General features: G+C 52.4%; 21 protein-coding genes. 10 read left to right on the top strand and 11 right to left on the bottom strand.

Going from position 1 to position 24,650, the window contains the following annotated elements; translation table 11 throughout:
• Positions 1–250: 250 nt before the first annotated feature.
• The 4 genes from gltB (at position 251) to OGX98_RS11970 (ending at position 8,913) form a co-directional block, all read left to right on the top strand.
• The gene (gene gltB, locus OGX98_RS11955; protein ID WP_144243087.1) at positions 251–4,711 is read left to right on the top strand and encodes a glutamate synthase large subunit; all 4,461 of its coding nucleotides are present in this window, start codon (positions 251–253) and stop codon (positions 4,709–4,711) included.
• A 12-nt stretch (positions 4,712–4,723) separates the two neighbouring features.
• Positions 4,724–6,142: a glutamate synthase subunit GltD gene (gltD, locus tag OGX98_RS11960; protein WP_048220478.1), complete on the top strand. Its 1,419-nt coding sequence runs from the start codon at positions 4,724–4,726 to the stop codon at positions 6,140–6,142.
• Between the two features lie 250 nt (positions 6,143–6,392).
• A complete protein-coding gene (codB, locus tag OGX98_RS11965) occupies positions 6,393–7,643 on the top strand; it encodes a cytosine permease (RefSeq protein WP_045448109.1) in 1,251 nt (416 codons plus the stop codon).
• Positions 7,633–8,913 (top strand): cytosine deaminase, encoded by a 1,281-nt coding sequence (locus tag OGX98_RS11970; RefSeq protein ID WP_200041789.1) that lies wholly within the window; start codon positions 7,633–7,635, stop codon positions 8,911–8,913. Before codB ends, OGX98_RS11970 begins: the two co-directional genes overlap by 11 nt.
• Positions 8,914–8,977: 64 nt before the next feature.
• Here OGX98_RS11970 and nanQ read toward each other — a convergent pair whose 3' ends face one another.
• The 6 genes from nanQ to nanR form a co-directional block, all read right to left on the bottom strand.
• The gene (nanQ, locus tag OGX98_RS11975) at positions 8,978–9,445 is read right to left on the bottom strand and encodes an N-acetylneuraminate anomerase (protein WP_286595329.1); all 468 of its coding nucleotides are present in this window, start codon (positions 9,443–9,445) and stop codon (positions 8,978–8,980) included.
• A gap of 2 nt (positions 9,446–9,447) precedes the next feature.
• Entirely contained in the window at positions 9,448–10,317 is an 870-nt protein-coding gene (nanK, locus tag OGX98_RS11980) for an N-acetylmannosamine kinase (protein WP_284097012.1), read from the bottom strand.
• On the bottom strand, positions 10,314–11,003 hold the full coding sequence (locus tag OGX98_RS11985; RefSeq protein ID WP_286595330.1) for an N-acetylmannosamine-6-phosphate 2-epimerase: 690 nt from the start codon (positions 11,001–11,003) through the stop codon (positions 10,314–10,316). The genes nanK and OGX98_RS11985 overlap by 4 nt, the downstream gene beginning before the upstream one ends.
• 47 nt (positions 11,004–11,050) lie before the next feature.
• Entirely contained in the window at positions 11,051–12,541 is a 1,491-nt protein-coding gene (nanT, locus tag OGX98_RS11990) for a sialic acid transporter NanT (RefSeq protein ID WP_045448119.1), read from the bottom strand.
• Positions 12,542–12,651: 110 nt separating this feature from the next.
• Positions 12,652–13,545, bottom strand: coding sequence for an N-acetylneuraminate lyase (nanA, locus tag OGX98_RS11995; protein ID WP_048220474.1), 894 nt, complete (start codon positions 13,543–13,545; stop codon positions 12,652–12,654).
• Between the two features lie 134 nt (positions 13,546–13,679).
• On the bottom strand, positions 13,680–14,471 hold the full coding sequence (nanR, locus tag OGX98_RS12000; RefSeq protein ID WP_045448125.1) for a transcriptional regulator NanR: 792 nt from the start codon (positions 14,469–14,471) through the stop codon (positions 13,680–13,682).
• A gap of 359 nt (positions 14,472–14,830) precedes the next feature.
• Here nanR and dcuC point away from each other — a divergent pair, with 359 nt between their 5' ends.
• The gene (gene dcuC / locus OGX98_RS12005; RefSeq protein ID WP_045448127.1) at positions 14,831–16,198 is read left to right on the top strand and encodes an anaerobic C4-dicarboxylate transporter DcuC; all 1,368 of its coding nucleotides are present in this window, start codon (positions 14,831–14,833) and stop codon (positions 16,196–16,198) included.
• A gap of 43 nt (positions 16,199–16,241) precedes the next feature.
• Here the strand turns inward: dcuC and sspB are convergent, their stop codons facing one another.
• Together sspB and sspA are read right to left on the bottom strand one after the other, a co-directional pair.
• Positions 16,242–16,745, bottom strand: coding sequence for a ClpXP protease specificity-enhancing factor (gene sspB / locus OGX98_RS12010; protein ID WP_048220472.1), 504 nt, complete (start codon positions 16,743–16,745; stop codon positions 16,242–16,244).
• 5 nt (positions 16,746–16,750) lie between these two features.
• Positions 16,751–17,389: a stringent starvation protein SspA gene (gene sspA, locus OGX98_RS12015; RefSeq protein WP_045448133.1), complete on the bottom strand. Its 639-nt coding sequence runs from the start codon at positions 17,387–17,389 to the stop codon at positions 16,751–16,753.
• Here sspA and OGX98_RS12020 point away from each other — a divergent pair.
• On the top strand, positions 17,388–17,648 hold the full coding sequence (locus tag OGX98_RS12020; protein ID WP_167493967.1) for a hypothetical protein: 261 nt from the start codon (positions 17,388–17,390) through the stop codon (positions 17,646–17,648). The two genes, sspA and OGX98_RS12020, sit on opposite strands and share 2 nt — an antisense overlap.
• 57 nt (positions 17,649–17,705) lie before the next feature.
• On the opposite strand, the gene rpsI is transcribed toward OGX98_RS12020, so the two are convergent.
• From rpsI to zapE, 3 genes are all read right to left on the bottom strand, one after another.
• The gene (gene rpsI / locus OGX98_RS12025) at positions 17,706–18,098 is read right to left on the bottom strand and encodes a 30S ribosomal protein S9 (RefSeq protein WP_003025138.1); all 393 of its coding nucleotides are present in this window, start codon (positions 18,096–18,098) and stop codon (positions 17,706–17,708) included.
• Positions 18,099–18,113: 15 nt separating this feature from the next.
• Positions 18,114–18,542: a 50S ribosomal protein L13 gene (gene rplM, locus OGX98_RS12030; RefSeq protein WP_003025141.1), complete on the bottom strand. Its 429-nt coding sequence runs from the start codon at positions 18,540–18,542 to the stop codon at positions 18,114–18,116.
• 218 nt (positions 18,543–18,760) lie between these two features.
• Entirely contained in the window at positions 18,761–19,888 is a 1,128-nt protein-coding gene (zapE, locus tag OGX98_RS12035; protein ID WP_045448136.1) for a cell division protein ZapE, read from the bottom strand.
• A gap of 192 nt (positions 19,889–20,080) precedes the next feature.
• On the opposite strand from zapE, the gene zapG reads away from it, so the two are divergent.
• The 4 genes from zapG (at position 20,081) to OGX98_RS12055 (ending at position 24,618) form a co-directional block, all read left to right on the top strand.
• Positions 20,081–20,479, top strand: a complete 399-nt coding sequence (gene zapG / locus OGX98_RS12040) for a Z-ring associated protein ZapG (protein ID WP_045448139.1) — start codon at positions 20,081–20,083, stop codon at positions 20,477–20,479.
• A 168-nt stretch (positions 20,480–20,647) separates the two neighbouring features.
• Positions 20,648–22,021 (top strand): serine endoprotease DegQ, encoded by a 1,374-nt coding sequence (degQ, locus tag OGX98_RS12045; RefSeq protein WP_286595331.1) that lies wholly within the window; start codon positions 20,648–20,650, stop codon positions 22,019–22,021.
• 90 nt (positions 22,022–22,111) lie between these two features.
• Positions 22,112–23,179 (top strand): outer membrane-stress sensor serine endopeptidase DegS, encoded by a 1,068-nt coding sequence (degS, locus tag OGX98_RS12050; protein WP_045448145.1) that lies wholly within the window; start codon positions 22,112–22,114, stop codon positions 23,177–23,179.
• An 81-nt stretch (positions 23,180–23,260) separates the two neighbouring features.
• A protein-coding gene (locus OGX98_RS12055) for an IS3 family transposase (RefSeq protein ID WP_286594712.1) occupies positions 23,261–24,618 on the top strand; the annotation gives its coding sequence in 2 pieces (ribosomal slippage) (positions 23,261–23,723 and positions 23,723–24,618; 1,359 coding nt in all).
• Positions 24,619–24,650 lie beyond the last annotated feature (32 nt).

The following is a 24,650-nucleotide window of genomic DNA, read 5'->3' on the forward strand; positions in this document are numbered from 1 at the left end:
TGTGTGGATTCCCGATAACTTGGAAATCCGCTGGAAGCTTTCTGGATGAGCAGTCTGCTCATCATATTTATGCAGTAATTGAGATTCCCTCTGAAGCAAGTCCTCAAACTTGTTTGACCTGTGCGAAAAGGATAAAGAGGGCGAATGCGAGGTAAGCGTATGACACGCAAACCCCGTCGCCATGCTCTTGGTGTGCCCGTGCGCAACGGTTCAGATGGGGATCTCGCAGAGCCTGGGGAGGTTCACTGATATGTTGTACGATAAATCCCTTGAGAAGGATAACTGTGGTTTCGGCCTGATCGCCCACATAGAAGGCGAACCTAGCCACAAGGTAGTGCGTACCGCCATACACGCGCTGGCCCGTATGCAGCACCGTGGCGCAATTCTTGCCGATGGTAAAACCGGCGATGGTTGCGGCCTGCTGTTACAAAAACCTGACCGCTTTTTTCGCATCGTTGCTCAGGAGCGCGGCTGGCGTTTAGCCAAAAACTACGCCGTCGGCATGATCTTTTTAAATAAAGACGCTGAACTGGCGGCTGCATCTCGTCGCATTGTTGAAGAAGAATTACAGCAGGAAACCTTGTCGATTGTTGGTTGGCGCGAAGTGCCCACCAACGAAGGTGTCCTCGGTGAAATCGCCCTCTCCTCCCTGCCTCGAATTGAGCAAATTTTTGTTAACGCCCCTGCGGGCTGGCGACCACGTGATATGGAACGCCGCCTGTTCATCGCGCGTCGCCGTATCGAAAAACGCCTCCAGGAAGATAAAGACTTCTACGTCTGCAGCTTGTCTAACCTGGTCAACATCTACAAAGGTCTGTGTATGCCGGCGGACCTGCCGCGCTTTTACCTGGACCTGGCGGACCTGCGTCTGGAATCAGCTATCTGTCTGTTCCATCAGCGCTTCTCCACCAACACCGTACCACGCTGGCCGCTGGCGCAACCGTTCCGCTACCTGGCGCACAACGGTGAGATCAACACCATCACCGGTAACCGTCAGTGGGCCCGCGCACGTACCTATAAATTTCAGACGCCGCTGATCCCTGATCTCCATGATGCCGCTCCTTTCGTCAACGAAACCGGCTCCGACTCCAGCTCAATGGATAACATGCTGGAGCTGCTTCTGGCAGGCGGCATGGACATTATCCGGGCCATGCGCCTGCTGGTGCCACCAGCCTGGCAGAACAACCCTGACATGGACCCGGAACTGCGCGCATTCTTTGACTTTAACTCCATGCACATGGAGCCATGGGATGGTCCGGCAGGTATTGTTATGTCTGACGGCCGCTTTGCCGCATGTAACCTGGACCGTAACGGCCTGCGCCCGGCACGCTACGTGATCACCAAAGACAAGCTCATCACCTGCGCCTCTGAAGTGGGGATTTGGGACTATCAGCCGGATGAAGTTGTCGAGAAAGGCCGCGTCGGTCCGGGCGAACTAATGGTTATCGATACCCGCAGTGGGCGCATTCTGCACTCAGCCGAAACCGATGACGATCTGAAAAGCCGCCACCCGTACAAAGAGTGGATGGAGAAAAATGTCCGCCGTCTGGTACCGTTTGAAGATCTGGCTGACGATCAGGTCGGTAGCCGCGAGCTGGACGATGACACCCTTGCCAGCTACCAGAAGCAGTTTAATTACAGCGCTGAAGAGCTGGATTCCGTCATCCGCGTGCTGGGTGAAAATGGTCAGGAAGCGGTTGGCTCAATGGGTGACGATACCCCGTTTGCTGTACTCTCCAGTCAGCCACGCATTATTTATGACTACTTCCGCCAGCAGTTTGCGCAGGTGACTAACCCGCCTATCGATCCGCTGCGTGAAGCGCATGTGATGTCACTAGCCACCAGCATCGGTCGTGAGATGAACGTCTTCTGCGAAGCGGAAGGCCAGGCACACCGTCTGAGTTTCAAATCGCCGATCCTGCTGTACTCCGATTTCAAACAGCTCACCACTATGAAAGAGGAACACTATCGCGCGGATACGCTGGACATAACCTTTGACGTGACCGAAACCACGCTTGAAGAGACCGTCAAAGCACTGTGCGACAAGGCCGAGCAGATGGTGCGTAACGGCACGGTGCTGCTGGTACTTTCCGACCGTAACATTGCCAAAAACCGCTTGCCAGTCCCGGCACCGATGGCGGTCGGCGCAGTGCAAACGCGTCTGGTAGAACAAAGCCTGCGCTGTGACGCCAACATCATCGTTGAAACTGCCAGCGTACGCGATCCGCACCACTTTGCAGTCCTGTTGGGCTTTGGCGCGACGGCGGTCTATCCATACCTCGCGTATGAGACGCTGGGGCGTCTGATCGATACGCAGGCGATAGCCAAAGATTACCGGACCGTGATGCAGAACTACCGTAACGGCATCAACAAAGGCCTGTACAAAATCATGTCCAAAATGGGCATTTCGACGATCGCCTCTTACCGCTGCTCTAAGCTGTTTGAAGCCGTTGGTCTGCATGATGACGTCGTTGCGCTCTGCTTCCAGGGCGTAGTCAGTCGCATCAGCGGTGCTGGATTTGCCGATTTCCAGCAGGATCTGCTGAATCTCTCCAAGCATGCCTGGCTGGCACGTAAACCGATTAGTCAGGGCGGCCTGCTGAAGTACGTTCACGGCGGTGAATACCACGCTTACAACCCAGACGTGGTACGTACTCTGCAACAGGCGGTACAAAGCGGGGAATATAGCGACTATCAGGAATATGCAAAACTGGTAAATGAGCGCCCGGCGGCGACGCTGCGCGACCTGCTGGCAATCACGCCTGGTGATGAAGCCATAAGCATTAACGACGTAGAACCAGCAACAGAACTGTTTAAACGCTTTGATACCGCAGCGATGTCTATCGGCGCATTAAGTCCGGAAGCGCACGAAGCGTTGGCCGAAGCAATGAACAGCATCGGCGGCAACTCTAACTCCGGTGAAGGCGGTGAAGATCCGGCGCGTTACGGCACCAACAAGGTGTCACGCATTAAGCAGGTCGCTTCCGGCCGCTTCGGAGTTACCCCGGCGTATCTGGTTAACGCCGATGTGATTCAGATTAAAGTCGCACAGGGCGCGAAGCCGGGTGAAGGTGGTCAGTTGCCGGGTGATAAAGTGACTCCGTACATCGCCAAACTGCGTTATTCGGTACCGGGCGTGACGTTGATCTCCCCGCCGCCGCACCACGATATCTACTCAATCGAGGACTTAGCGCAGCTGATTTTCGACCTGAAACAGGTCAACCCGAAAGCGATGATCTCCGTCAAACTGGTTTCCGAACCTGGCGTCGGCACCATCGCTACCGGTGTGGCAAAAGCGTATGCGGATCTCATCACCATCGCAGGCTATGACGGCGGCACCGGAGCCAGCCCACTCTCGTCAGTAAAATATGCGGGTTGTCCGTGGGAACTGGGTCTGGTTGAAACCCAACAGGCACTGGTGGCTAACGGTCTGCGCCATAAGATTCGTTTGCAGGTTGATGGCGGACTGAAAACTGGCGTCGATATCATCAAAGCGGCAATTCTGGGAGCGGAAAGCTTCGGCTTCGGTACCGGTCCGATGGTGGCGCTGGGCTGTAAATATCTGCGTATTTGCCACCTGAACAACTGCGCAACTGGCGTGGCGACTCAGGACGAAAAACTGCGTAAGAATCACTATCATGGTCTGCCGTTCAAAGTCACCAACTACTTTGAATTTGTTGCCCGTGAAACCCGAGAGCTGATGGCGCAACTGGGCGTGAAACGCCTGGTAGACCTGATTGGCCGTACCGATCTGCTCACCGAGCTGGAAGGATACACCGCCAAACAGCAGAAACTGGAGCTGTCCCGGCTGCTGGAAACCGCCGAGCCGCATCCGGGTAAAGCGCTGTTCTGCACCGAGAACAACCCGCCGTTTGATAACGGCGTGCTGAACGCACAATTACTGCAGCAGGCGAAACCGTTTGTCGATGATCGCCAGAGTAAAACTTTCTGGTTCGATATCCGCAACACCGATCGTTCTGTCGGCGCATCATTGTCTGGCTATATCGCACAAACGCACGGCGATCAGGGGCTGGCCTCCGATCCTATCAAAGCGCATTTCAGCGGTACTGCAGGACAAAGCTTCGGTGTATGGAACGCAGGTGGCGTTGAGTTGTATCTGACCGGCGATGCCAATGACTATGTCGGTAAAGGTATGGCGGGTGGCTTGCTGGCTGTGCGCCCACCGGTGGGTTCTGCCTTCCGTAGCCATGAAGCAAGTATCATCGGCAACACCTGTCTGTACGGTGCTACCGGTGGTCGTTTATTCGCCGCGGGTCGAGCAGGTGAACGATTCGCCGTACGTAACTCAGGCGCGATTACCGTAGTAGAAGGCATTGGTGACAACGGTTGCGAATATATGACCGGCGGCATCGTCTGTATTCTTGGGAAAACAGGCGTCAACTTCGGTGCGGGTATGACGGGCGGGTTCGCCTACGTGCTGGACGAAGACGGCGAATTCCGCAAACGCGTAAACCCTGAACTGGTCGAAGTGTTGAGTGTGGACTCTCTGGCTATCCATGAAGAGCATCTGCGCGGGCTTATTACCGAACACGTACAGCATACCGGTTCTTCACACGGCGAAGAGATCCTGGCCAACTGGCCGGCATTCTCGGCGAAATTCGCGCTGGTTAAACCAAAATCCAGTGATGTGAAAGCACTGTTGGGTCACCGTAGTCGTAGCGCAGCTGAGCTGCGTGTGCAGGCGCAGTAAGGGGTAGCAGCAATGAGTCAGAACGTATACCAATTTATCGACCTGCAGCGCGTTGATCCGCCGAAGAAACCGCTGAAGATCCGCAAGATCGAGTTTATCGAAATTTACGAGCCATTTTCCGAAGGTCAGGCCAAGGCGCAGGCGGATCGCTGCCTGTCCTGCGGTAACCCATACTGCGAATGGAAATGCCCGGTACATAACTACATTCCGAACTGGCTGAAGCTCGCCAACGAGGGACGTATTTTTGAAGCAGCGGAGCTGTCTCACCAGACTAACACGCTGCCGGAAGTCTGCGGCCGTGTCTGCCCACAGGACCGTTTGTGCGAGGGTTCCTGTACGCTGAACGACGAGTTTGGCGCGGTGACTATCGGCAACATTGAACGTTATATCAACGATAAAGCGTTTGAGATGGGCTGGCGTCCGGATATGACTGGCGTTCGCCAGACCGACAAACGCGTGGCGATTATCGGCGCCGGTCCGGCTGGTCTGGCCTGTGCTGACGTGCTGACCCGTAACGGCGTGAAGGCCGTGGTGTTTGACCGCCATCCAGAGATCGGCGGCCTGCTAACCTTCGGTATTCCGGCCTTCAAGCTGGAGAAAGAGGTCATGACCCGCCGCCGTGAAATTTTCACCGGCATGGGCATAGAGTTCAAACTCAACGTTGAAGTCGGTCGCGACGTACAACTCGACGATTTGCTGAAGGATTACGACGCCGTGTTCCTTGGCGTTGGCACCTATCAGTCGATGCGCGGCGGACTGGAAAACGAAGACGCCGATGGCGTGTTTGACGCCCTGCCGTTCCTGATTGCCAATACCAAGCAACTGATGGGCTTTGGCGAAAGCAGCGACGAACCATACATCAGCATGGAAGGCAAACGCGTGGTTGTGCTGGGCGGTGGTGATACGGCGATGGACTGTGTGCGTACTTCTGTTCGTCAAAACGCGTCACACGTTGTCTGCGCCTATCGTCGCGACGAAGAAAACATGCCGGGTTCTAAACGCGAAGTAAAAAATGCGCGTGAAGAGGGCGTGGAATTCCAGTTTAACGTCCAGCCATTAGGTGTTGAAGTCAACGCCAACGGTAAAGTCTGCGGCGTAAAAATGGCGCGTACTGAGATGGGCGCACCGGATGCCAAAGGTCGCCGTCGCGCGGAGATCGTCGCGGGTTCCGAGCACGTTGTTCCTGCTGATGCGGTTGTTATGGCGTTTGGTTTCCGCCCGCACAGCATGGAGTGGCTGGCTAAACACAGCGTCGAACTCGATTCGCAGGGGCGTATTATTGCTCCGGAACGCAGTGACAACGCCTTCCAGACCAGCAACCCAAAAATCTTCGCCGGTGGTGACATCGTGCGCGGTTCGGATTTGGTGGTAACGGCGATAGCCGAAGGCCGTAAAGCTGCTGACGGGATTATGAATTACCTGGAAGTGTAATCCAGCTTCTTCTGGTATCTCATCTACATCCGTGGATGAGATACCAAATTCCTGCCGCAATACCATCAAGCACTGCCATACAAGCCAGCATGACAACACGATTTTCAACGGGAAAAACTCTCCGAATCAATCCCCCAACACATCAATACCGCGAATGAAAACAAAGTAATAATTAGACGGAAACGTTTGCTTTATTCTGGAAACTGTATATTATGCGGCGGATTTTTTGGTCCAAATTCAAGGAGGCGTTGTGTCGCAAGATAACAATTATAGCCAGGGCCCCGTCCCTCTGGCGGCGCGAAAAGGCGTGGTTCCACTGACGTTTGTGATGTTGGGGTTAACGTTCTTTTCAGCAAGTATGTGGACCGGAGGCACACTCGGTACCGGTCTTTCCTATAATGATTTCTTCCTGGCAGTTCTCTTCGGTAATCTCCTCCTCGGTATTTACACTGCATTTCTCGGTTACATTGGCGCAAAAACAGGGTTATCCACCCACCTCCTCGCACGTTACTCATTTGGTATAAAAGGTTCCTGGCTTCCCTCGATGCTACTGGGCGGTACGCAGGTGGGCTGGTTTGGCGTTGGCGTGGCGATGTTCGCCATCCCGGTTGGCAAAGCGACGGGAATTGACGTCAATATCCTGATTGCCGTTTCCGGCCTGTTGATGACAATGACCATCTTTTTTGGCATCTCGGCATTGACGGTGTTATCTGTCATCGCCGTACCCGCTATCGTTATTCTTGGCAGCTACTCGGTCTGGCTGGCGGTGAGCGACGTAGGTGGTTTGGATCATTTAAAAACGATTGTGCCGCAAACGCCGCTGAATTTTTCAACCGCACTGGCGCTGGTGGTAGGCTCGTTTGTCAGCGCAGGTACACTGACCGCCGACTTCGTCCGCTTTGGCCGTAATGCCAAAGGCGCGGTGCTCATTGCCATGGTGGCATTCTTCCTTGGCAACTCATTAATGTTTATCTTCGGTGCAGCAGGCGCCGCCGCCGTAGGGCAGGCGGATATCTCTGACGTGATGATCGCCCAGGGGCTGCTGCTGCCAGCAATTGTGGTTCTCGGCCTGAATATCTGGACGACTAATGACAACGCGTTATACGCATCCGGTTTAGGTTTTGCCAATATTACCGGTCTTTCCAGCCGTACGCTTTCGGTGGTAAACGGCATTATTGGTACACTGTGCGCGCTGTGGCTTTACAATAACTTTGTCGGCTGGCTGACCTTTCTGTCGGCGGCGATCCCCCCTATTGGTGGGGTGATTATCGCCGATTATCTGTTGAACCATCGCCGGTATGCCGATTTCAACAACGCGCGGTTTATTCCCGTAAACTGGGTGGCTATTCTGTCCGTTGCACTGGGTATTGCCGCCGGACACTATATCCCCGGTGTTGTGCCGGTCAACGCCGTACTCGGCGGCGTATTCAGCTACATCCTGCTGAATCCACTTTTCAATCGCAGCCTTGCTAAATCCCCGGAGGTCAGCCATGCAGAATAATACCCTCACCATTCGTCAGGCGCGTTTACAAGGACGCGAAGGATTGTGGCAACTCACCATTGAAAACGGGCGTTTTAGCCGTATTGAACCTCAGGACGCTGCATCTTTACCGCAGAGTGAAGTTCTTGATGCTGAAGGCGGTTTGGCCATTCCGCCGTTCGTTGAGCCGCATATCCATCTGGACACCACGCAAACCGCAGGTGAACCAAACTGGAACCTGTCGGGTACGTTGTTTGAGGGTATTGAGCGCTGGGCTGAACGTAAGGCGATGCTCACTCACGAAGATGTGAAGACCCGCGCAATGCAGACCCTGAAGTGGCAGATGGCCAATGGCATCCAGTATGTTCGTACTCACGTTGATGTTTCAGACCCCACGCTCACGGCACTGAAAGCCATGCTGGAGGTGAAACAAGAGGTCGCGCCATGGGTGGAACTGCAAATCGTTGCGTTCCCGCAGGAAGGCATCCTTTCTTACCCCAACGGTGAAGCGCTGTTAGAAGAAGCCGTGCGTCTGGGGGCCGACGTCATTGGCGCAATCCCCCACTTTGAGTTTACGCGTGAATATGGCGTTGAGTCGTTGCATAAAATTTTCGCCCTGGCGCAAAAGTACGACCGACTCATCGATGTGCACTGTGACGAAATTGATGACGAGCAATCACGCTTTGTTGAAACCGTAGCGGCACTGGCACATCGCGACGGAATAGGAGAGCGCGTGACCGCCAGCCATACCACGGCAATGCACTCCTATAACGGCGCGTATGCTTCCCGCCTTTTCCGCCTGCTGAAAATGTCGGGCATTAACTTCGTTGCTAATCCGCTGGTGAATATTCACCTGCAAGGGCGTTTTGATACTTATCCGAAGCGCCGTGGTGTAACGCGCGTCAAAGAGATGCTGGAGGCCGATATCAATGTCTGCTTTGGTCATGATGATGTCTTCGATCCGTGGTATCCGTTGGGAACCGCGAATATGCTGCAAGTGCTGCATATGGGATTACACGTGTGCCAGTTGATGGGATACGGACAAATTAATGATGGGCTGAACCTCGTCACTACCCATAGCGCGAAAACCCTGCATTTGCAGGACTACGGCCTGAGCGTGGGAAATTCCGCTAACCTGGTGATTTTACCTGCTGAAAACGGGTTTGATGCGGTTCGTCGCCAAACGCCGGCACGTTATTCAATTCGCCACGGGCGAGTCATTGCCGAGACGAAACCAAGCCAGACAACGTTACATCTGACACAGCCGGAAGCGGTAACGTTTAAACGGTAGGTTGTTGTTTCAAATATTGCCGCAGGCGCTCAGACTGCGGCCCCCCATATACAACTGTTTCCTGTCAAACATGTAATAAGCTGGCACGTACCTTAATCACGACCTTTTTGATTTCCGCAGGAGTCTCGACCGCGCAGCCCGGTTTATGAGGCTCGCCCGGCATAAAAATCGCAAACATCCCGGGTTTCAACGTGATCATTTGCTCATCGATAATCTGGCTGCAAAGTTGATAATCCTCTTCAACATGAATCGCCTCACACTGACGAGCAGAATCTGTCGTACCAAACAGAATGCGCTCTTGACCCTCCAGCAACACCTGGATATCAATGTATTGCTGATGCAGCTCCGCTTTCTTTTGCTCTGGATGCTGCGTGACGAACTGCATGACATTCATAAAAATATCATCACCCTGCAGCTCATAGCTTCCGGGCGCTTTTTCCTGCGGTATTGCCGCAACGGCCAGCATTAATGCCTCATGTAATACCGGGTGTAATCCGGCAGAAGGTAGCGTACGCAAATCACCTGACATCATAATCATTCTCCCTGGGCTAACAATGCAGCCCCCAGTAATCCAGCGTCATGGCGGTAATGTGCCGCCTGTAATTTCACGTGATAGGCCAGGGGAGCTTGTGCCAGATAAGACTCCACCAGCGCCAGATACCCTTCAGCCAGCCCGACACTGCCGCCAATGACCACGCACTGGCAGTCAGTTGTCGCTTTCACATCGGCTATCAATCGCGCGACAACCGCTGCAGAATGCGCAACCAACCGCATGGCCTGCTCATGCCTCTGGGCTGCACGCGCAAAAATAGTTTTCGCATCACATCCGGCGAGATCATCCCGGGCGGCGGCGGCAATCCCGCGACCTGAGGCAATAGCCTCCACGCAGCCCACGCGTCCACAACCGCAGAGCGGCCCGTGCGGATCGGCCAGCGTATGCCCCAGGTGCCCGGCCAGGCCACCGGACCCGGTAAGTAATTTACCGTTGCTGACTACACCGCCACCAACGCCGGTCGAAACGGTGATAAACGCCATATCACTTATTTCATCAGCAAGAGCGCGATATTCCGCCCACGCAGCTGCCTGTGCATCATTAACCGCCATCGTCGGCAAACCAGTCAGATCATTTAACGTCTGCACCAGTGGAAAGTGCACCAGCCCACCAAGATTTAACGGATTAATCGCCAGCAGTACCCCATCACGGATAATGCCAGTCGAGGCAATGGCTACGTGCGTTGCCTGCGTCTGCAGCGGCTCAACCAGCGCTTTTAGTGCGGCCCGCAGCGCATCCGGTGTTTTACTGGCTGGCGTAGGTAATTCACGGCGATCGCGGATTTGCAGGTCGCTATCCACCAGCGCGGCAGCCAGTTTAGTGCCGCCGATATCAATCGCCAGCGTAGTCATAACATCGCCTTCTTCATTGCTGTGATGTACCACTGGCAAATGTGTTCCAGTCGGGTAATGGCAGAGCCGACCGTGACGGCCCATGCACCATGTTGCACCGCTTCAGCAGCCTGTGCAGGAGAGTTGTAACGCCCTTCAGCAATCACCCGGCAACCAGAATCACTCAACGCTTTCACCAGTGCCAGGTCTGGTTCTTCCGGTGTTTCTGCCGTTGTATAACCAGAAAGCGTGGTACCGATAATTTCAGCCCCGAGTTTTTGGCATGCCAGACCATCTTCCAGCGAGGAGCAGTCTGTCATCGCCAGCCTTTGATGCTGATGGATGCGTGCCAGCAGCGTTGCAACAGGTACAGGCCGCACACGATCGGTACCATCAATGGCAATAATGTCCGCGCCAGCCAGCACCAGCGCATCAACATCCTCTAAAAAAGCGGTAATACGTACCGGGGAATCATCCAGATCGCGTTTAAGAATGCCAATAATCGGCAGCGAAACCACTGCGCGAGTAGCACGCAGGTTCTCCACACCTTCGATACGCAGTGCCACTGCGCCGGCCTGCTCTGCCGCCAGCGCCATGGCAACAACGATCTCAGGTTTATCCAGCGGGCTGTCAGGAACAGGTTGGCAAGAAACAATCAGTCCGCCGTTAGCGGCAATTTTTTTATCCAGTTGTTCAAGTAACGACATACTTCTTCCCTTACGAAAATTGCCCGGATCAGGACCGGGCAAACGGATTAACCTTTTGATTTCACGAAAGCACTTTTATCACCGCCAAACGGCACAGCTCCACTGAACGGTTTACCATCAATGGCATCATGCGTGCGCAGCGCTTCCGGTCGCAGCCAGCGCTGCACGCGGGACGGCATATCGAGGCCTATCAGCAGGATCACCACAAAGGTCAGGCTAAACGAAAGCGATCCCAGCGCAGTCCCCAGATCCAGACGTTGTGCAATCAGCGCCCCGATGATCGGTGCCAGCGCTCCACCCAATGCACCGACGTTATAGGTAAAGCCCAAACCCGCCGCACGCTGATCGGTATCGAAATAACCGCCAATCAGTTTCGGTAAGATCCCGGAGATCCCTTGCCCAAGCATTTGCTGGAAAAACAGTAGCAACCCCAGTACCCAGACGTTTGTACCACCAATCGCAAACACCGGAATAATCAGCAATTGCGATGCCAGCAGACTACAGACATAGGCTTTTCGGGTCCCCAGCCAGTCACCAAGAAAGCCGCCGACGCAACAGCCAACCGCCGCGCCAAAGCCGCTAAAGAACAGCACCCTGGCAACCGTTGAAGGGTCGTACATCAGTTCAGTTTTAAGATAGGTTGGCAACAGCGCCTGAATCGGCCACGAATAGAGGAAGGCAAACAGCACAACCACCATCAACATCACGCCCGTTGGCCAGCGCTTACCGCTGCTTTGCACCATAAAGCTAATGAAGATGACGGCGCATATCAGCCCGAGGATCGCCACGATTGCCGCGTTTTGCAGGTTACCCGCGAAGCAGAACCACAGCGCGGTCGCAGCAGCGAGGGTCATCAGTATATTGATAACCCGATGTTCACCCCGATAGAGAATGTCCACCATTGTGCGCACTGGCGCTTTGCCTTCGTGTTTTTCTTTCCAGTCTTCAGCTTCCGGAATATTTTTGCGCAACCAGAGGGCGAAGATAATCGGTACGATGCCAATGAAGAACAGCGCGCGCCATCCCCAGACCGGAACCACCAGGCTGTAAACCTGAGCGGCTATCACCGCCCCCACAGAAAAACCAGAAATCAGGAAACCGCTGGCTTTGTTGCGTAGGTGTTTAGGCCAGCTTTCAATAACATAGGTCGCGCTGGAGCCATATTCACCCGCCATCCCCATACCGATAACCAGACGAGCGATAAACATAGTGGTGTAACCCGGCGCAAAACCACAGGCCAGTGTTCCCACAGAGAAGAGAATAATACTGGTGACCATTGCCAGACGACGCCCGTAACGGTCGCCCATCGCCCCCAGCATCAGTCCACCAAACCAGCGAGAAATAAAGGCTGCTGAAATCAGGCTGGCGGCCTGCACCGTCGTCAGCCCGAATTCACCTTGTACTTCCGTCAGCACAAGGGCGATTAACACAAAATCAAAACCATCCAGCAAATATCCCAGCCATGCGGCTGAGAATGCCCGCCATTGCGCACGGTTGAGATGGCGATACCACGGGATGCTCTGGGTAGAAGTACTCATTTTACTCTCCCGACGATTTTTGTTGTTGTGCCGGATGACGGCGTTGCCTTATACAGCCTACGATCGACATATGTAGGCCGGGCAAACGAAGCGCCCCCGGCTATACGCTGTTACGCCTTTTCCGCCAGCAGTTGGTTAGCCAATGCTTTCAGTTCTGGCAGGTATTTTTCATCTACAGGAGCAAACGGTTTACGGCACAGCGGTACGGAGACCACGTCCATAAAGTGCAGGACCGTTTTCAGACCACGGAATACGCCGACTTTAATGAGCAGATCGATAACCTTATTGCACTCGGTTTGCAGCTTTTGTGCAGTCCGGACGTCGCCTTCTTTGAGCGCTTTCACAATTCCCTGGTAACGCCATCCCATGATGTTGTAGGTACTGCCGATTCCGCCATCAGCGCCAGCCAGCAGGCCAGAAGCGAAAATTTCGTCATAACCGTTGTAAAGCACCAGATCAGGATGCGCACGACGGATCTGCTCCATCTGATAGAGATCGCCAGAGGTTTGCTTCAGTGCGCCAACACCCGGCAGCGTCACCAGTGTGTTGATCTGATCCAGCGTCAGTTTGACGCCACTCAGTGCTGGAATGTTATACACCACCATTGGTAAGCCATCAGCGGAATCAATGATTGCGCGATAGTGATCGCAATGTTCTTCGAAGCTGAACGGATAGTAAAACGGAGTGACTGCGGAGACTGCATCAAAGCCGTAGCGATGCGCGGCGCTCGCCAGTTGTTGACTCTCTTCGGTACTGATTGTGCCAACGTGCGCGATTAAAGTGACTTTACCTTTCGCTTCTTCAGCAACAATTTCCAGCACCTGCTCTCTTTCAGCACGGCTCTGTACAAAGGCTTCACCGGTAGAACCACCGACATAAAGCCCATCAATACCCTGCTCAATGTTGAAGCGCACCAGACGACGCAAACTCTCAGTGTCCAGTCGCTGTTGGTTGTCGAACGGAGTCAACAACGCCGGCATTACGCCTTTTAAATCTCTTGCCATAACTACCTCTGTCGATGATTAGTGTTATCTGACTGCATACCTTTATACCTGTTATACCAGATCAAATAAGCAGCAATACAATACAGAACGCTTATAGTGCGATCTGCCTCACTAAACGATCGTCAGGATCGCGATCACTTTCGCAATTTTTTATTTTTACCGAAGGCGTGCCAGGTGGCGGATACGCTGTTGAGATGTTCTTGTAAGGCGCGGTCAGCTTCATCAGGATTGTGCTGGCGAATGGCCTCGACAATAGCAATATGCTGCTGATAACTCACGCTATTGTGTTCATGCAATTCCTGATCGGCAACGGTCGGACGAGCCGCAATCAGCCAGTCCAGCAGCGCGACATGGATCGCCATAAAGATAGGATTACCAGGGATCTCCGCCAGTACTCGGTGAAAATCAACGTCCGAACGAATGAACAACGTATTGTCATCCAGCGACTGGCTGTTGATCTCCAGCGCTTTCGCCAGCCGATCGATTTGCTCGTCAGTGGCATGTTCCGCAGCGTAACGCACCAGGCTGGATTCAAAGAACAACCGTAGCTGTTCAAAGTGAGCGATGCCTCCCGGATGCGAGAGGAAATCTTTCGCCATCCCGGACAGTTCACTGATGATAGTATCTGCAGAGGGGCGCGAAACGCGGGCACGTTCGCCATTGTTGATTTGCACCAGACCTTTACGCTTTAACGCAGCAAGCGCTTCCCGCACGGAAGGACGACCCACGTTGAAGAAAGCCATCAGCTCTCGTTCCGACGGCAACTGCTCACCTTCGCCAAATTCCCGGCGACGAATCATCTGTTCCAGCTCTTCTTCAACCATTTCAGACAGTTTTTTACGCGCCAGTGGACGGTTACGTAAGCTACGGCCAATGGTCGATGGAGAGTCTTCAGCTTGCGAATCAAATGCGTTCATAGGGTCCATTCCGCTAAGTCGAGGTGACAAACAACAGCGAGTTCATCCTAACACAGGATCGAAAGCAGGGTGTAATGATGGTCGCCCGGCAAAGCTGGCACATTGTGAATATACAAAATAGAAATATTATTTATCATAAAAACATTCAGGTTAAATTTAATTACAGAACACTATATTTTATTTATGAAATTAGCGAACATGATCGTGAAAAATTATCATAACCATCTATTTTAAAACGAAAAATATTTTAAACTCTGAATAAAAAATAAGATATCCACTCCATAAAAAGGCGCAGAAAAAATATAACATCCGCATTTATAACAATGTAATTACCGGATTTATGTTCTTCTCTGCCATGGAGTGAAAAAATGTTCGGCATCATTATCTCTGTCATCGTTTTATTAACGATGGGTTATCTGATCCTCAAAAACTACAAACCACAAGTGGTACTGGCAGCTGCCGGGATCTTTCTAATGATCTGCGGGGTCTGGCTGGGCTACGGTGCCTTGGTCGCGCCTGATAAAAGCAGCGGCTATTTGCTGGTCGATATTTATAACGAAATTCTGCGTATGCTCTCAAGCCGGGCCGCAGGACTTGGACTGTCAATCATGGCGGTGGGCGGTTATGCCCGCTATATGGACAGGATGGGAGCCAGTAGAGCCATGGTTAGCCTGTTAAGTCGACCTCTTAAGGTTATCCGATCACCTTACATCGTTCTGGCCGCCACCTATGTGATCGGCCAGATCATGGCACAGTTCATAACCAGCGCCTCCGGATTAGGCATGCTACTGATGGTCACGCTCTTCCCGACATTAGTCAGCCTTGGTGTGAGCCGTTTGTCTGCGGTGGCAGTTATTGCCACTTCAATGTCGATTGAATGGGGCATTCTGGAAACCAACTCAATTTTTGCCGCACAAGTGGCAGGAATGAAAATCGCCACCTACTTCTTCCATTACCAGTTACCAGTGGCTTCCTGCGTAATTATCGCCGTTGCCATTGCGCATTTTTTCGTGCAGCGCCAGTTTGATAGAAAAGCGTTACCGGATAGCGCAGGTTTCGCCGAACAAAAGAGGCTCGAAGATGTACCACCGCTCTATTATGCCATTTTACCAGTAATGCCGCTGATCCTGATGCTGGGTTCGCTGTTCCTTGCACATCAGGGATTGATGAAAGCAGAACTGAATCTGGTGGTGGTGATGCTGTTGAGCATGACAGTGACCATGTTTGTAGAGTTCCTTCGCAAACACAATCTGCGCGAAACAATGGACGATGTGCAGGCTTTTTTTGACGGCATGGGCACGCAGTTTGCGAATGTCGTTACGCTGGTGGTGGCAGGCGAGATCTTTGCTAAAGGGTTGACCACTATCGGCACCGTCGACGCGGTTATTAAAGGTGCGGAACACTCCGGGCTCGGCGGTATCGGGGTGATGATCATTATGGCTGTGGTTATTGCTGCCTGCGCAATCGTAATGGGGTCCGGCAACGCGCCGTTTATGTCTTTTGCCAGCCTGATCCCGGATATCGCTGCCGGGCTGCATATTCCGGCTGTCGTAATGATTATGCCTATGCATTTCGCCACCACGCTGGCACGCGCAGTTTCACCGATCACCGCAGTCATTGTCGTGACATCAGGCATCGCTGGGGTATCGCCTTTTGAAGTGGTTAAACGTACGGCGATCCCAATGGCCGTAGGATTTGTGGTGAATATGATCGCCACAATCGCGCTGTTTTACTAACCCCGAACGCAGAAAACAAAACAGGCCCAAAGGGCCTGTTTTTTTATTTAACTACGCGTAGCGCTGGACGTCCACCACGAGGAGGCGGTGGAGTATCATCCGGGTCATTGTCGTCGCCGTTGTCAGGTTTATCACCATCAATGACGGACATGACCGTTTCGCTCTCAAAGCCAGGAGCTTCGTTGTCGTCATCGTTTAGGCTGGCGACATCTTCGTCATAGGCGGATTCTGGCTCAAACATCGTACCGGCACCGTTTTCACGAGCATAAATTGCCAGAACAGCAGCCAGCGGCACAGAAACCTGACGTGGTACTCCGCCGAAACGCGCGTTAAAGCGCACTTCATCGTTAGCCAGTTCCAGGTTCCCAACTGCACGCGGTGCAATATTCAGAACAATTTGCCCATCACGCGCATATTCCATAGGAACCTGCACGTCCGGGAGCGTCACATCCACCACCAGATGCGGCGTAAGCTGGTTGTCTAGCAACCACTCATAAAATGCACGCAGCAGATACGGACGGCGCGGTGATAGTTGTGGCAAATCCATACAGATTAACCCCGGCCCAGGCGCATTTCACGTTCAGGCTCAGTCAGAGAAGCCAGGAATGAGTCACGTTCGAAGACGCGAGTCATATATCCTTTCAGCTCTTTCGAACCTGCACCGCTGAATTCAATACCCAGCTGCGGTAAACGCCACAGCAGTGGTGCCAGATAGCAATCTACCAGGCTGAACTCATCGCTCAGGAAATACGGTTTCTGACCAAATACTGGCGCAATCGCCAGCAACTCTTCGCGCAGTCGCTTACGAGCGACATCAGCTTCAGAAGCAGAACCGTTCACGATGATGTTCATCAGCGTGTACCAGTCTTTTTCGATACGCTGCATGTACAGGCGGCTCTCACCACGCGCAACCGGGTAAACCGGCATCAGCGGCGGATGCGGGAAACGCTCATCCAGGTATTCCATAATGATGCGAGATTCCCACAGGGTCAGCTCACGATCCACCAGTGTCGGTACGCTCTGATTCGGGTTGAGGTCGATCAGATCCTGAGGTGGATTGTCCTTCTCCACATGCTCAATCTCGAAACTAACACCTTTCTCAGCCAGCACAATGCGGACCTGATGGCTATAGATGTCAGTAGGACCAGAAAACAGCGTCATTACCGAACGTTTGTTGGCAGCGACAGCCATGAAAACCTCCAGGTATATTCAGAATTTTACTGCTACCAGCCACTATATATGGCCAGTCAGAAGTGGTGTCACCCATATTCGGGAAAGCCATTATTGCTCAAAATACAAACAAAAAATGAACGATACCGGACATTTGGGCAGAAAATTGGATGATAGTTTACCAGATTTTGTGACCTTTGTGGTGAGTCGATTCTGGAAATGGGGAAAAAGAGGTGGCAATCAGCACATTACCGTGGATCTTCGCGGCGAGTATACATAAAAAAACCCGCCGAAGCGGGTTTTTTCGCAAATTGAGCTCTGCCGAAGCAGAAACCAATTAACGTTTGGAGAACTGAGGACGACGACGTGCTTTACGCAGACCGACTTTCTTACGTTCAACCTGACGAGCATCACGGGTAACGAAGCCAGCTTTACGCAGTTCGCCACGCAGGGACTCATCATACTCCATCAGAGCGCGGGTGATACCGTGACGGATCGCACCAGCCTGACCAGAGATACCACCACCTTTAACAGTGATGTACAGATCCAGTTTCTCAACCATGTCGACCAGTTCCAGCGGCTGACGAACTACCATGCGGGCAGTTTCACGACCGAAGTACTGTTCCAGAGAACGTTGATTGATTACGATTTTACCACTGCCCGGTTTGATGAAAACGCGAGCTGCGGAACTTTTGCGGCGACCAGTGCCGTAGTATTGATTTTCAGCCATTGCCTATAATCCCGATTAGATGTCAAGAACTTGCGGTTGCTGTGCCGCGTGGTTGTGCTCGTTGCCAGCGTAAACTTTCAGTTTACGGAACATAGCACGACCCAGCGGGCCTTTTGGCAGCATGCCTTTAACCGCGATTTCAAGCACACGCTCAGGACGGCGAGCAATCATCTCTTCAAAGGTCGCTTGTTTGATACCACCGATGTGACCGGTGTGGTGATAGTACACTTTGTCAGTACGCTTGTTGCCGGTTACAGCAACTTTGTCAGCGTTCAGAACGATGATGTAATCACCGGTATCTACGTGCGGAGTGTATTCCGCTTTGTGCTTGCCGCGCAGGCGCAGAGCCAGTTCGGAAGCCAGACGGCCCAGAGTTTTACCGGTCGCGTCAACAACATACCAGTCGCGTTTTACGGTTTCTGGTTTAGCTGTAAAAGTTTTCATTAAAAGCTTACCCAAATAAATAAGTTACACGTTGGTGAACACCCAAACGTTTTGTCAGTTGAGGTTCACACGACATTGTCCAGCAAACCTACCCCTTCGAATAGCCTATGCCGGCACATAGAAAGTTTTGGGAAAAAAACTCTCTCGTAACGTGGGGTCGCAAGATTATAGAGAAGTCAGGGTCAAAGATCGACCCCTTTATGTGATTTGCGGCGGGTTTAACCCGCTAAATGTTCCCGTTTCAGATACTCTTCGCTTTGCATCTCTTGCAAACGCGACAAGCAGCGCTGGAATTCAAACTTCAGGCGTTCACCCTGGTAGATCTGATATAAGGGGGATGCCGCACTCACGACCAGTTTGACATGGCGCTCGTAGAACTCATCAACCAGCGCGATAAAACGCCGTGCTTCGCTCTCCATCAACGGTGTCATCACTGGTACATCAGATAACAGCACCGTATGGAACAGGCGCGACAACGCAATGTAATCGTGCTGACTACGCGCATCGACGCAGAGCGTGGTAAACGAAATCGCCAGCGTTTGGTTTTCTACGGCTAACGTCGGCATCGGGCGATGGTTTATCTCCAGCGTCGGAGCATGCTCACCTTTCGCGCCCGCTAACGCCAGCCACAGTTTATCCATCTGCTGCTGAGTTTCATCATTAAGTGGCGATAACCATAAATGCGCTTGCGTTAACGTACGCAGACGATAATCAACGCCAGCATCTACGTTCATGATGTCGCAATACTGTTTGATTGCCTCGATAGCGGGCAGAAAACGTGCGCGTTGCAAGCCATTACGATACAGCTCATCAGGCGGAATATTAGAGGTCGCAACCAGCGTGATACCACGGGCAAACAGCGCTTTCATTAATCCACCGAGCAGCATCGCATCGGTAATATCTGAAACAAAAAACTCGTCAAAGCACAGCACATCCGTCTGGGCTTTAAAACGGTCGGCAATCACCTCCAGCGGGTCACTTTGACCTTGCAGAGCGGTAAGTTCTTCATGCACGCGCAGCATAAAGCGGTGAAAGTGCAGACGCTGTTTACGTTCACCCGGCAGGCTATGGTAGAACAGATCCATCAGCCAGGTTTTCCCACGCCCCACTCCCCCCCACATATACAGCCCGCGTACCGGCATATTTTCCGTCGGCTCACGTTTACCCAACAATTTACCAAAACGGGCCATCAGCCCACTCTCCTGCGGCACAGGACGTGTTCGGGTTGTGAGTTCCTGGAAAATAGTTTCCAGCCGATTCACAGCTTCTTGTTGTACGTTGTCAGGTTGATGGCTGCCGTCGTTGAGGGCCTGCAGGTAACGCGATGTCGGGGAAAGGCTTTGCATGATGTTATTGTTATTCCTTGAGAATCGATGTGCCGTCGCTCACGGTTGACGAAAAAAAGGCCGTTCTACACTACGCGATATAAAGACGGGATTCCACTTCTACGGGATTAGCGGTTATAGTGGCATAATCAGGCGCAGGCATGGAGCCTAAAGCCAACACCCTACGGAAACAAAAGACAACGGGAGATGTTCATGACCTGGGAATATGCGCTAATTGGGTTAGTCGTCGGTATCATTATTGGTGCTGTAGCCATGCGTTTTGGTAATCGTAAATTACGCCAACAGCAGGCATTGCAGTACGAACTTGAAAAAAACAAAGCTGAGCTGGAAGAGTACCGTGAGGAACTGGTGAGCCACTTTGCCCGCAGCGCTGAGCTGCTGGACAACATGGCGGACGACTATCGTCAGATCTATCAGCATATGGCGAAAAGCTCCAGCAACCTTCTTCCAGGTATGTCACCGGAATCCAACCCATTCCGTAATCGTCTGGCAGAGTCTGAAGCAGGCAACGATCAGGCTCCGGTTCAAATGCCGCGTGACTATTCCGAAGGGGCGTCCGGCCTGCTGCGTAGTGGCGCAAAGCGCGACTAACTGCACATCGTTAAGAAATTTATTGGGCGCAGCAATTGCGCCCTCCGCTTCTCTTCCCTTCCCAGCTATTATTTAGTCGTTAGCCGCATTGTGACCAAACCCAAAATTCAATAACATCAAACTGTTTTGAATCATCTTCCGTTTACTCAAGGTACGAGAGCAGGATCAATGAAAAAACAAACCCAGCTGTTGAGTGCATTAGCGTTAAGTGTCGGGTTAACTCTCTCGGCGCCGTTTCAGGCCATTGCGTCGATACCCGGCCAGGTTCCCGGTCAGGCAGCGCTCCCCAGCCTCGCCCCAATGCTGGAGAAAGTGTTACCTGCTGTCGTTAGCGTGAGGGTCGAGGGTACCGCCGTTCAGGGACAGGGACAGAAAGTCCCGGAAGAATTCAAAAAGTTTTTTGGCGATGAACTGCCAGACCAACCTTCGCAACCGTTTGAAGGTCTGGGGTCGGGAGTTATTATTGACGCCGCAAAAGGCTATGTTTTAACCAACAATCACGTCATTAATCAGGCACAAAAAATCAGTGTCCAGCTTAATGATGGCCGCGAGTTCGACGCCAAGCTTATCGGTAGCGACGATCAGAGCGATATCGCGCTACTGCAAATTCAACACCCCAGCAATCTGACGCAAATTGCCATCGCCGACTCCGACAAACTGCGTGTAGGTGATTTCGCCGTAGCAGTCGGTAACCCGTTCGGACTGGGACAAACGGCAACTTCAGGTATCGTATCGGCGTTAGGCCGTAGCGGTCTGAACCTGGAGGGTCTGGAAAACTTTATTCAGACCGACGCATCTATTAACCGCGGTAACTCCGGCGGCGCATTGCTGAACCTGAATGGTGAGCTGATCGGTATTAATACCGCCATTCTGGCCCCGGGCGGCGGCAGTATCGGCATTGGCTTTGCTATCCCAAGCAACATGGCGCGCACGCTGGCTCAGCAGTTGATGCAGTTTGGTGAAATCAAACGCGGCCTGCTGGGTATTAAAGGCACGGAAATGACTGCCGATATTGCCAAAGCGTTCAAACTGGATGTGCAGCGCGGCGCGTTTGTCAGCGAAGTTCTGCCTGGCTCCGGCTCTGCGAAGGCTGGAGTGAAATCCGGTGATGTCATTACCAGTCTCAACGGCAAACCGCTCAACAGTTTCGCTGAACTGCGTTCGCGCATCGCGACAACCGAGCCGGGTACCAAAGTTAAACTGGGACTGCTACGTAACGGCAAACCACTGGAAGTTGAAGTCACCCTGGACACCAGCACATCGTCATCTACCAGCGCAGAAATGATTGCACCTGCGCTACAGGGGGCAACGCTCAGCGATGGTCAGTTAAAAGACGGCACTAAAGGCATCAAAATTGATAACGTCGAAAAAAGCAGCCCTGCCGCGCAGGCCGGTCTGCACAAAGATGACGTTATCATCAGTGTTAACCGCGATCGCGTGAACTCGATTGCTGAAATGCGCAAAGTTCTGGAAGCGAAACCATCGATTATTGCTCTGCAGGTGGTACGCGGTAACGATAATATCTATCTGCTCCTGCGTTAACCTATGCGAACCGGACATCAGCCTGCCGTGTGATGTCCGGTAAACTCGTGATATGCTGCTGCCGTTCCCTTTTTTAATGACGCCGCCATCATGTTTGTGAAGCTTTTACGTTCGGTCGCGATTGGTTTAATCGTCGGCGCCATTCTGCTGGCCGCGATGCCCTCTCTGCGCAAAATTAATACGCTTTCCGCACCACAGTTCGACAGTGCAGATGAAACACCCGCCAGCTATAATCCGGCGGTTCGTCGCGCTGCGCCTGCCGTGGTTAACGTTTACAACCGCAGTATGAATAGCACGACGCATAACCAGCTCGAGATCCGTACACTCGGCTCGGGCGTTATCATGGATCAACGCGGCTATATCATTACCAACAAACACGTTATCAATGATGCCGACCAAATCATCGTCGCTTTACAAGATGGGCGTGTGTTTGAAGCCCTGCTTGTCGGCTCCGACACGCTGACCGACCTTGCGGTACTAAAGATCAACGCTTCTGGCGGACTGCCAACCATCCCAATCAATAACAAGCGCGTTCCGCATATTGGCGATGTCGTTCTCGCCATCGGGAACCCGTACAACCTTGGGCAAACAATCACCCAGGGGATCATCAGCGCCACCGGTCGTATTGGTTTGAACCCAACAGGGCGGCAAAATTTCCTGCAAACAGACGCCTCCATCAACCACGGTAACTCGGGCGGCGCGCTGGTCAACTCGTTGGGTGAGTTGATGGGTATTAACACGCTGTCATTTGATAAAAGTAATGATGGCGAGACACCTGAAGGGATTGGTTTTGCCATTCCGTTCCAGCTGGCAACCAAAATCATGGATAAGCTGATTCGTGACGGACGCGTTATTCGTGGGTACATCGGTATTAGTGGTCGTGAGATTGCTCCGCTGCATGCTCAGGGCAGTGGGATGGATCAAATTCAGGGGATAGTGGTTAACGAAGTCGCCCCGGATGGTCCGGCAGCGCAGGCAGGTATTCAGGTTAACGACCTGATTATATCGGTCAACAATAAACCTGCGGTATCAGCCCTGGAGACCATGGATCAAGTGGCTGAAATTCGCCCCGGGTCGGTTATCTCAGTCATTGTGATGCGCGATGATAAACAGTTGACGCTCCAGGTGACGGTTCAGGAATACCCGGCAACAAATTAGTATAATTGGGATGTAAAAAAACCGGAGATTTGAACTGCACCCAAAAAGTTGGACACCCAACGAAGTAAGGTGCAGTTTTTTATGAGCAAGTATTCTCTCAGCTTTAAGCTTGAGGTTGTGCAGCACTATCTTTCCGGGCAGGAAGGACAGGAAGCGACGGCAAAACGTTTTGGTATCGATCACAGTGCCGTTCGTAAGTGGTCTGCTGCCTGGAAGCTTCATGGCGAAGCCGGGCTTACAACCCGGCATTTTACCTATTCTCCTGCGTTTAAAGAGTCCGTTATCCTGCATATGCGTGAACACCACCTGTCTGTTCGCGAAGTCTGTGCAAAATTCATTATCCCGGCCTTTTCCACTGTTTGTCAGTGGGAACGACTGTATGATGAAGGGGGATTAGAAGCCCTTACAGACAGCCGACGCAGGAAAAAAACGATGCCAGAACACCCTGAGAATCACCCTGTCCCTCCTTTGCAGGCTCCTCTTGACCCGGATGAACGTGAGGAGCTTGAACAACTGCGTGCTGAAGTGGCATATCTAAAAAAGCTGCAGGCCTTACTCAGGGAAAGGAGCACGTCAGGACGCGGGATAAAGCGCAGGTCGTGAATGAGTTAAGGCTGAAGTTCTCTCTTGCACGCTTGTTAAACGCCGCAGGGCTGGCGAGAAGCACGTTCTACTGGCAACTGGCCAGCGGTAAAAAACCAGACAAATATGCTGATGACAAGCAGCAGATTTTAACGCTGTTCCATAAACATAAAGGACGGTATGGATACAGGCGAATCACGCTGGCTGGCCGCCGGGAAGGAAGCTTACTGAACCATAAAACGGTTCACAGGTTAATGAAGGCTCTGGGTTTAACCTGTTGTATCAGAAGGAAGAAATATAACTCTTACAAAGGCCGGTATGGGAAAGTTGTGGGTAATGTACTGAACCGGCAGTTCAGTGCGGATAAGCCCAACCAAAAGTGGGTTACAGATGTCACGGAATTTAAAATCAGCGGAGAAAAGCTGTATCTGTCCCCGATTCTGGATCTGTATAACGGAGAAATAGTTGCGTACCAGATGGGGCCCCGTCCTCTTCTGTCGATGGTGGATAACATGCTGTCGAAGGCTATATCTGTACTGGGCAAAAACGAATACCCGCTGCTCCACTCAGATCAGGGCTGGCAATATCAGATGGCACATTATCAGAACCGGCTTAAGGAGGCGGGTCTGAGACAGAGCATGTCAAGGAAGGGGAACTGTCATGACAATGCAGTGATGGAGAGCTTCTTCGGCACACTGAAATCTGAGTGTTTTTACCTCACGGAACACGAGAATATCAGCGAGTTGCGCATGGCTATCGATGACTATATCCACTATTACAACCATGAAAGAATAAAACAGAAACTGAAAGGCCTGAGTCCGGTAGAATACCGAATCCAGGCCCAGATAACCGCTTAAAATAAACTGTCCAATATTATGGGGTCAGTTCA

Source organism: Citrobacter sp. Cm046, assembly GCF_030333065.1.
Lineage (GTDB): Bacteria > Pseudomonadota > Gammaproteobacteria > Enterobacterales > Enterobacteriaceae > Citrobacter > Citrobacter murliniae.

What these genes read in the sequence shown, in the direction of transcription:
- gltB (WP_144243087.1), top strand. Translation starts at nt 251, where the DNA reads ATGTTGTACGATAAATCCCTTGAGAAGGATAACTGTGGTTTCGGCCTG.
- gltD (WP_048220478.1), top strand. Translation starts at nt 4,724, where the DNA reads ATGAGTCAGAACGTATACCAATTTATCGACCTGCAGCGCGTTGATCCG.
- OGX98_RS11970 (WP_200041789.1), top strand. Translation starts at nt 7,633, where the DNA reads ATGCAGAATAATACCCTCACCATTCGTCAGGCGCGTTTACAAGGACGC.
- nanQ (WP_286595329.1), bottom strand. Translation starts at nt 9,445, where the DNA reads ATGATGTCAGGTGATTTGCGTACGCTACCTTCTGCCGGATTACACCCG.
- nanK (WP_284097012.1), bottom strand. Translation starts at nt 10,317, where the DNA reads ATGACTACGCTGGCGATTGATATCGGCGGCACTAAACTGGCTGCCGCG.
- OGX98_RS11985 (WP_286595330.1), bottom strand. Translation starts at nt 11,003, where the DNA reads ATGTCGTTACTTGAACAACTGGATAAAAAAATTGCCGCTAACGGCGGA.
- nanT (WP_045448119.1), bottom strand. Translation starts at nt 12,541, where the DNA reads ATGAGTACTTCTACCCAGAGCATCCCGTGGTATCGCCATCTCAACCGT.
- nanA (WP_048220474.1), bottom strand. Translation starts at nt 13,545, where the DNA reads ATGGCAAGAGATTTAAAAGGCGTAATGCCGGCGTTGTTGACTCCGTTC.
- nanR (WP_045448125.1), bottom strand. Translation starts at nt 14,471, where the DNA reads ATGGACCCTATGAACGCATTTGATTCGCAAGCTGAAGACTCTCCATCG.
- dcuC (WP_045448127.1), top strand. Translation starts at nt 14,831, where the DNA reads ATGTTCGGCATCATTATCTCTGTCATCGTTTTATTAACGATGGGTTAT.
- sspB (WP_048220472.1), bottom strand. Translation starts at nt 16,745, where the DNA reads ATGGATTTGCCACAACTATCACCGCGCCGTCCGTATCTGCTGCGTGCA.
- OGX98_RS12020 (WP_167493967.1), top strand. Translation starts at nt 17,388, where the DNA reads ATGAAAACCTCCAGGTATATTCAGAATTTTACTGCTACCAGCCACTAT.
- sspA (WP_045448133.1), bottom strand. Translation starts at nt 17,389, where the DNA reads ATGGCTGTCGCTGCCAACAAACGTTCGGTAATGACGCTGTTTTCTGGT.
- rpsI (WP_003025138.1), bottom strand. Translation starts at nt 18,098, where the DNA reads ATGGCTGAAAATCAATACTACGGCACTGGTCGCCGCAAAAGTTCCGCA.
- rplM (WP_003025141.1), bottom strand. Translation starts at nt 18,542, where the DNA reads ATGAAAACTTTTACAGCTAAACCAGAAACCGTAAAACGCGACTGGTAT.
- zapE (WP_045448136.1), bottom strand. Translation starts at nt 19,888, where the DNA reads ATGCAAAGCCTTTCCCCGACATCGCGTTACCTGCAGGCCCTCAACGAC.
- zapG (WP_045448139.1), top strand. Translation starts at nt 20,081, where the DNA reads ATGACCTGGGAATATGCGCTAATTGGGTTAGTCGTCGGTATCATTATT.
- degQ (WP_286595331.1), top strand. Translation starts at nt 20,648, where the DNA reads ATGAAAAAACAAACCCAGCTGTTGAGTGCATTAGCGTTAAGTGTCGGG.
- degS (WP_045448145.1), top strand. Translation starts at nt 22,112, where the DNA reads ATGTTTGTGAAGCTTTTACGTTCGGTCGCGATTGGTTTAATCGTCGGC.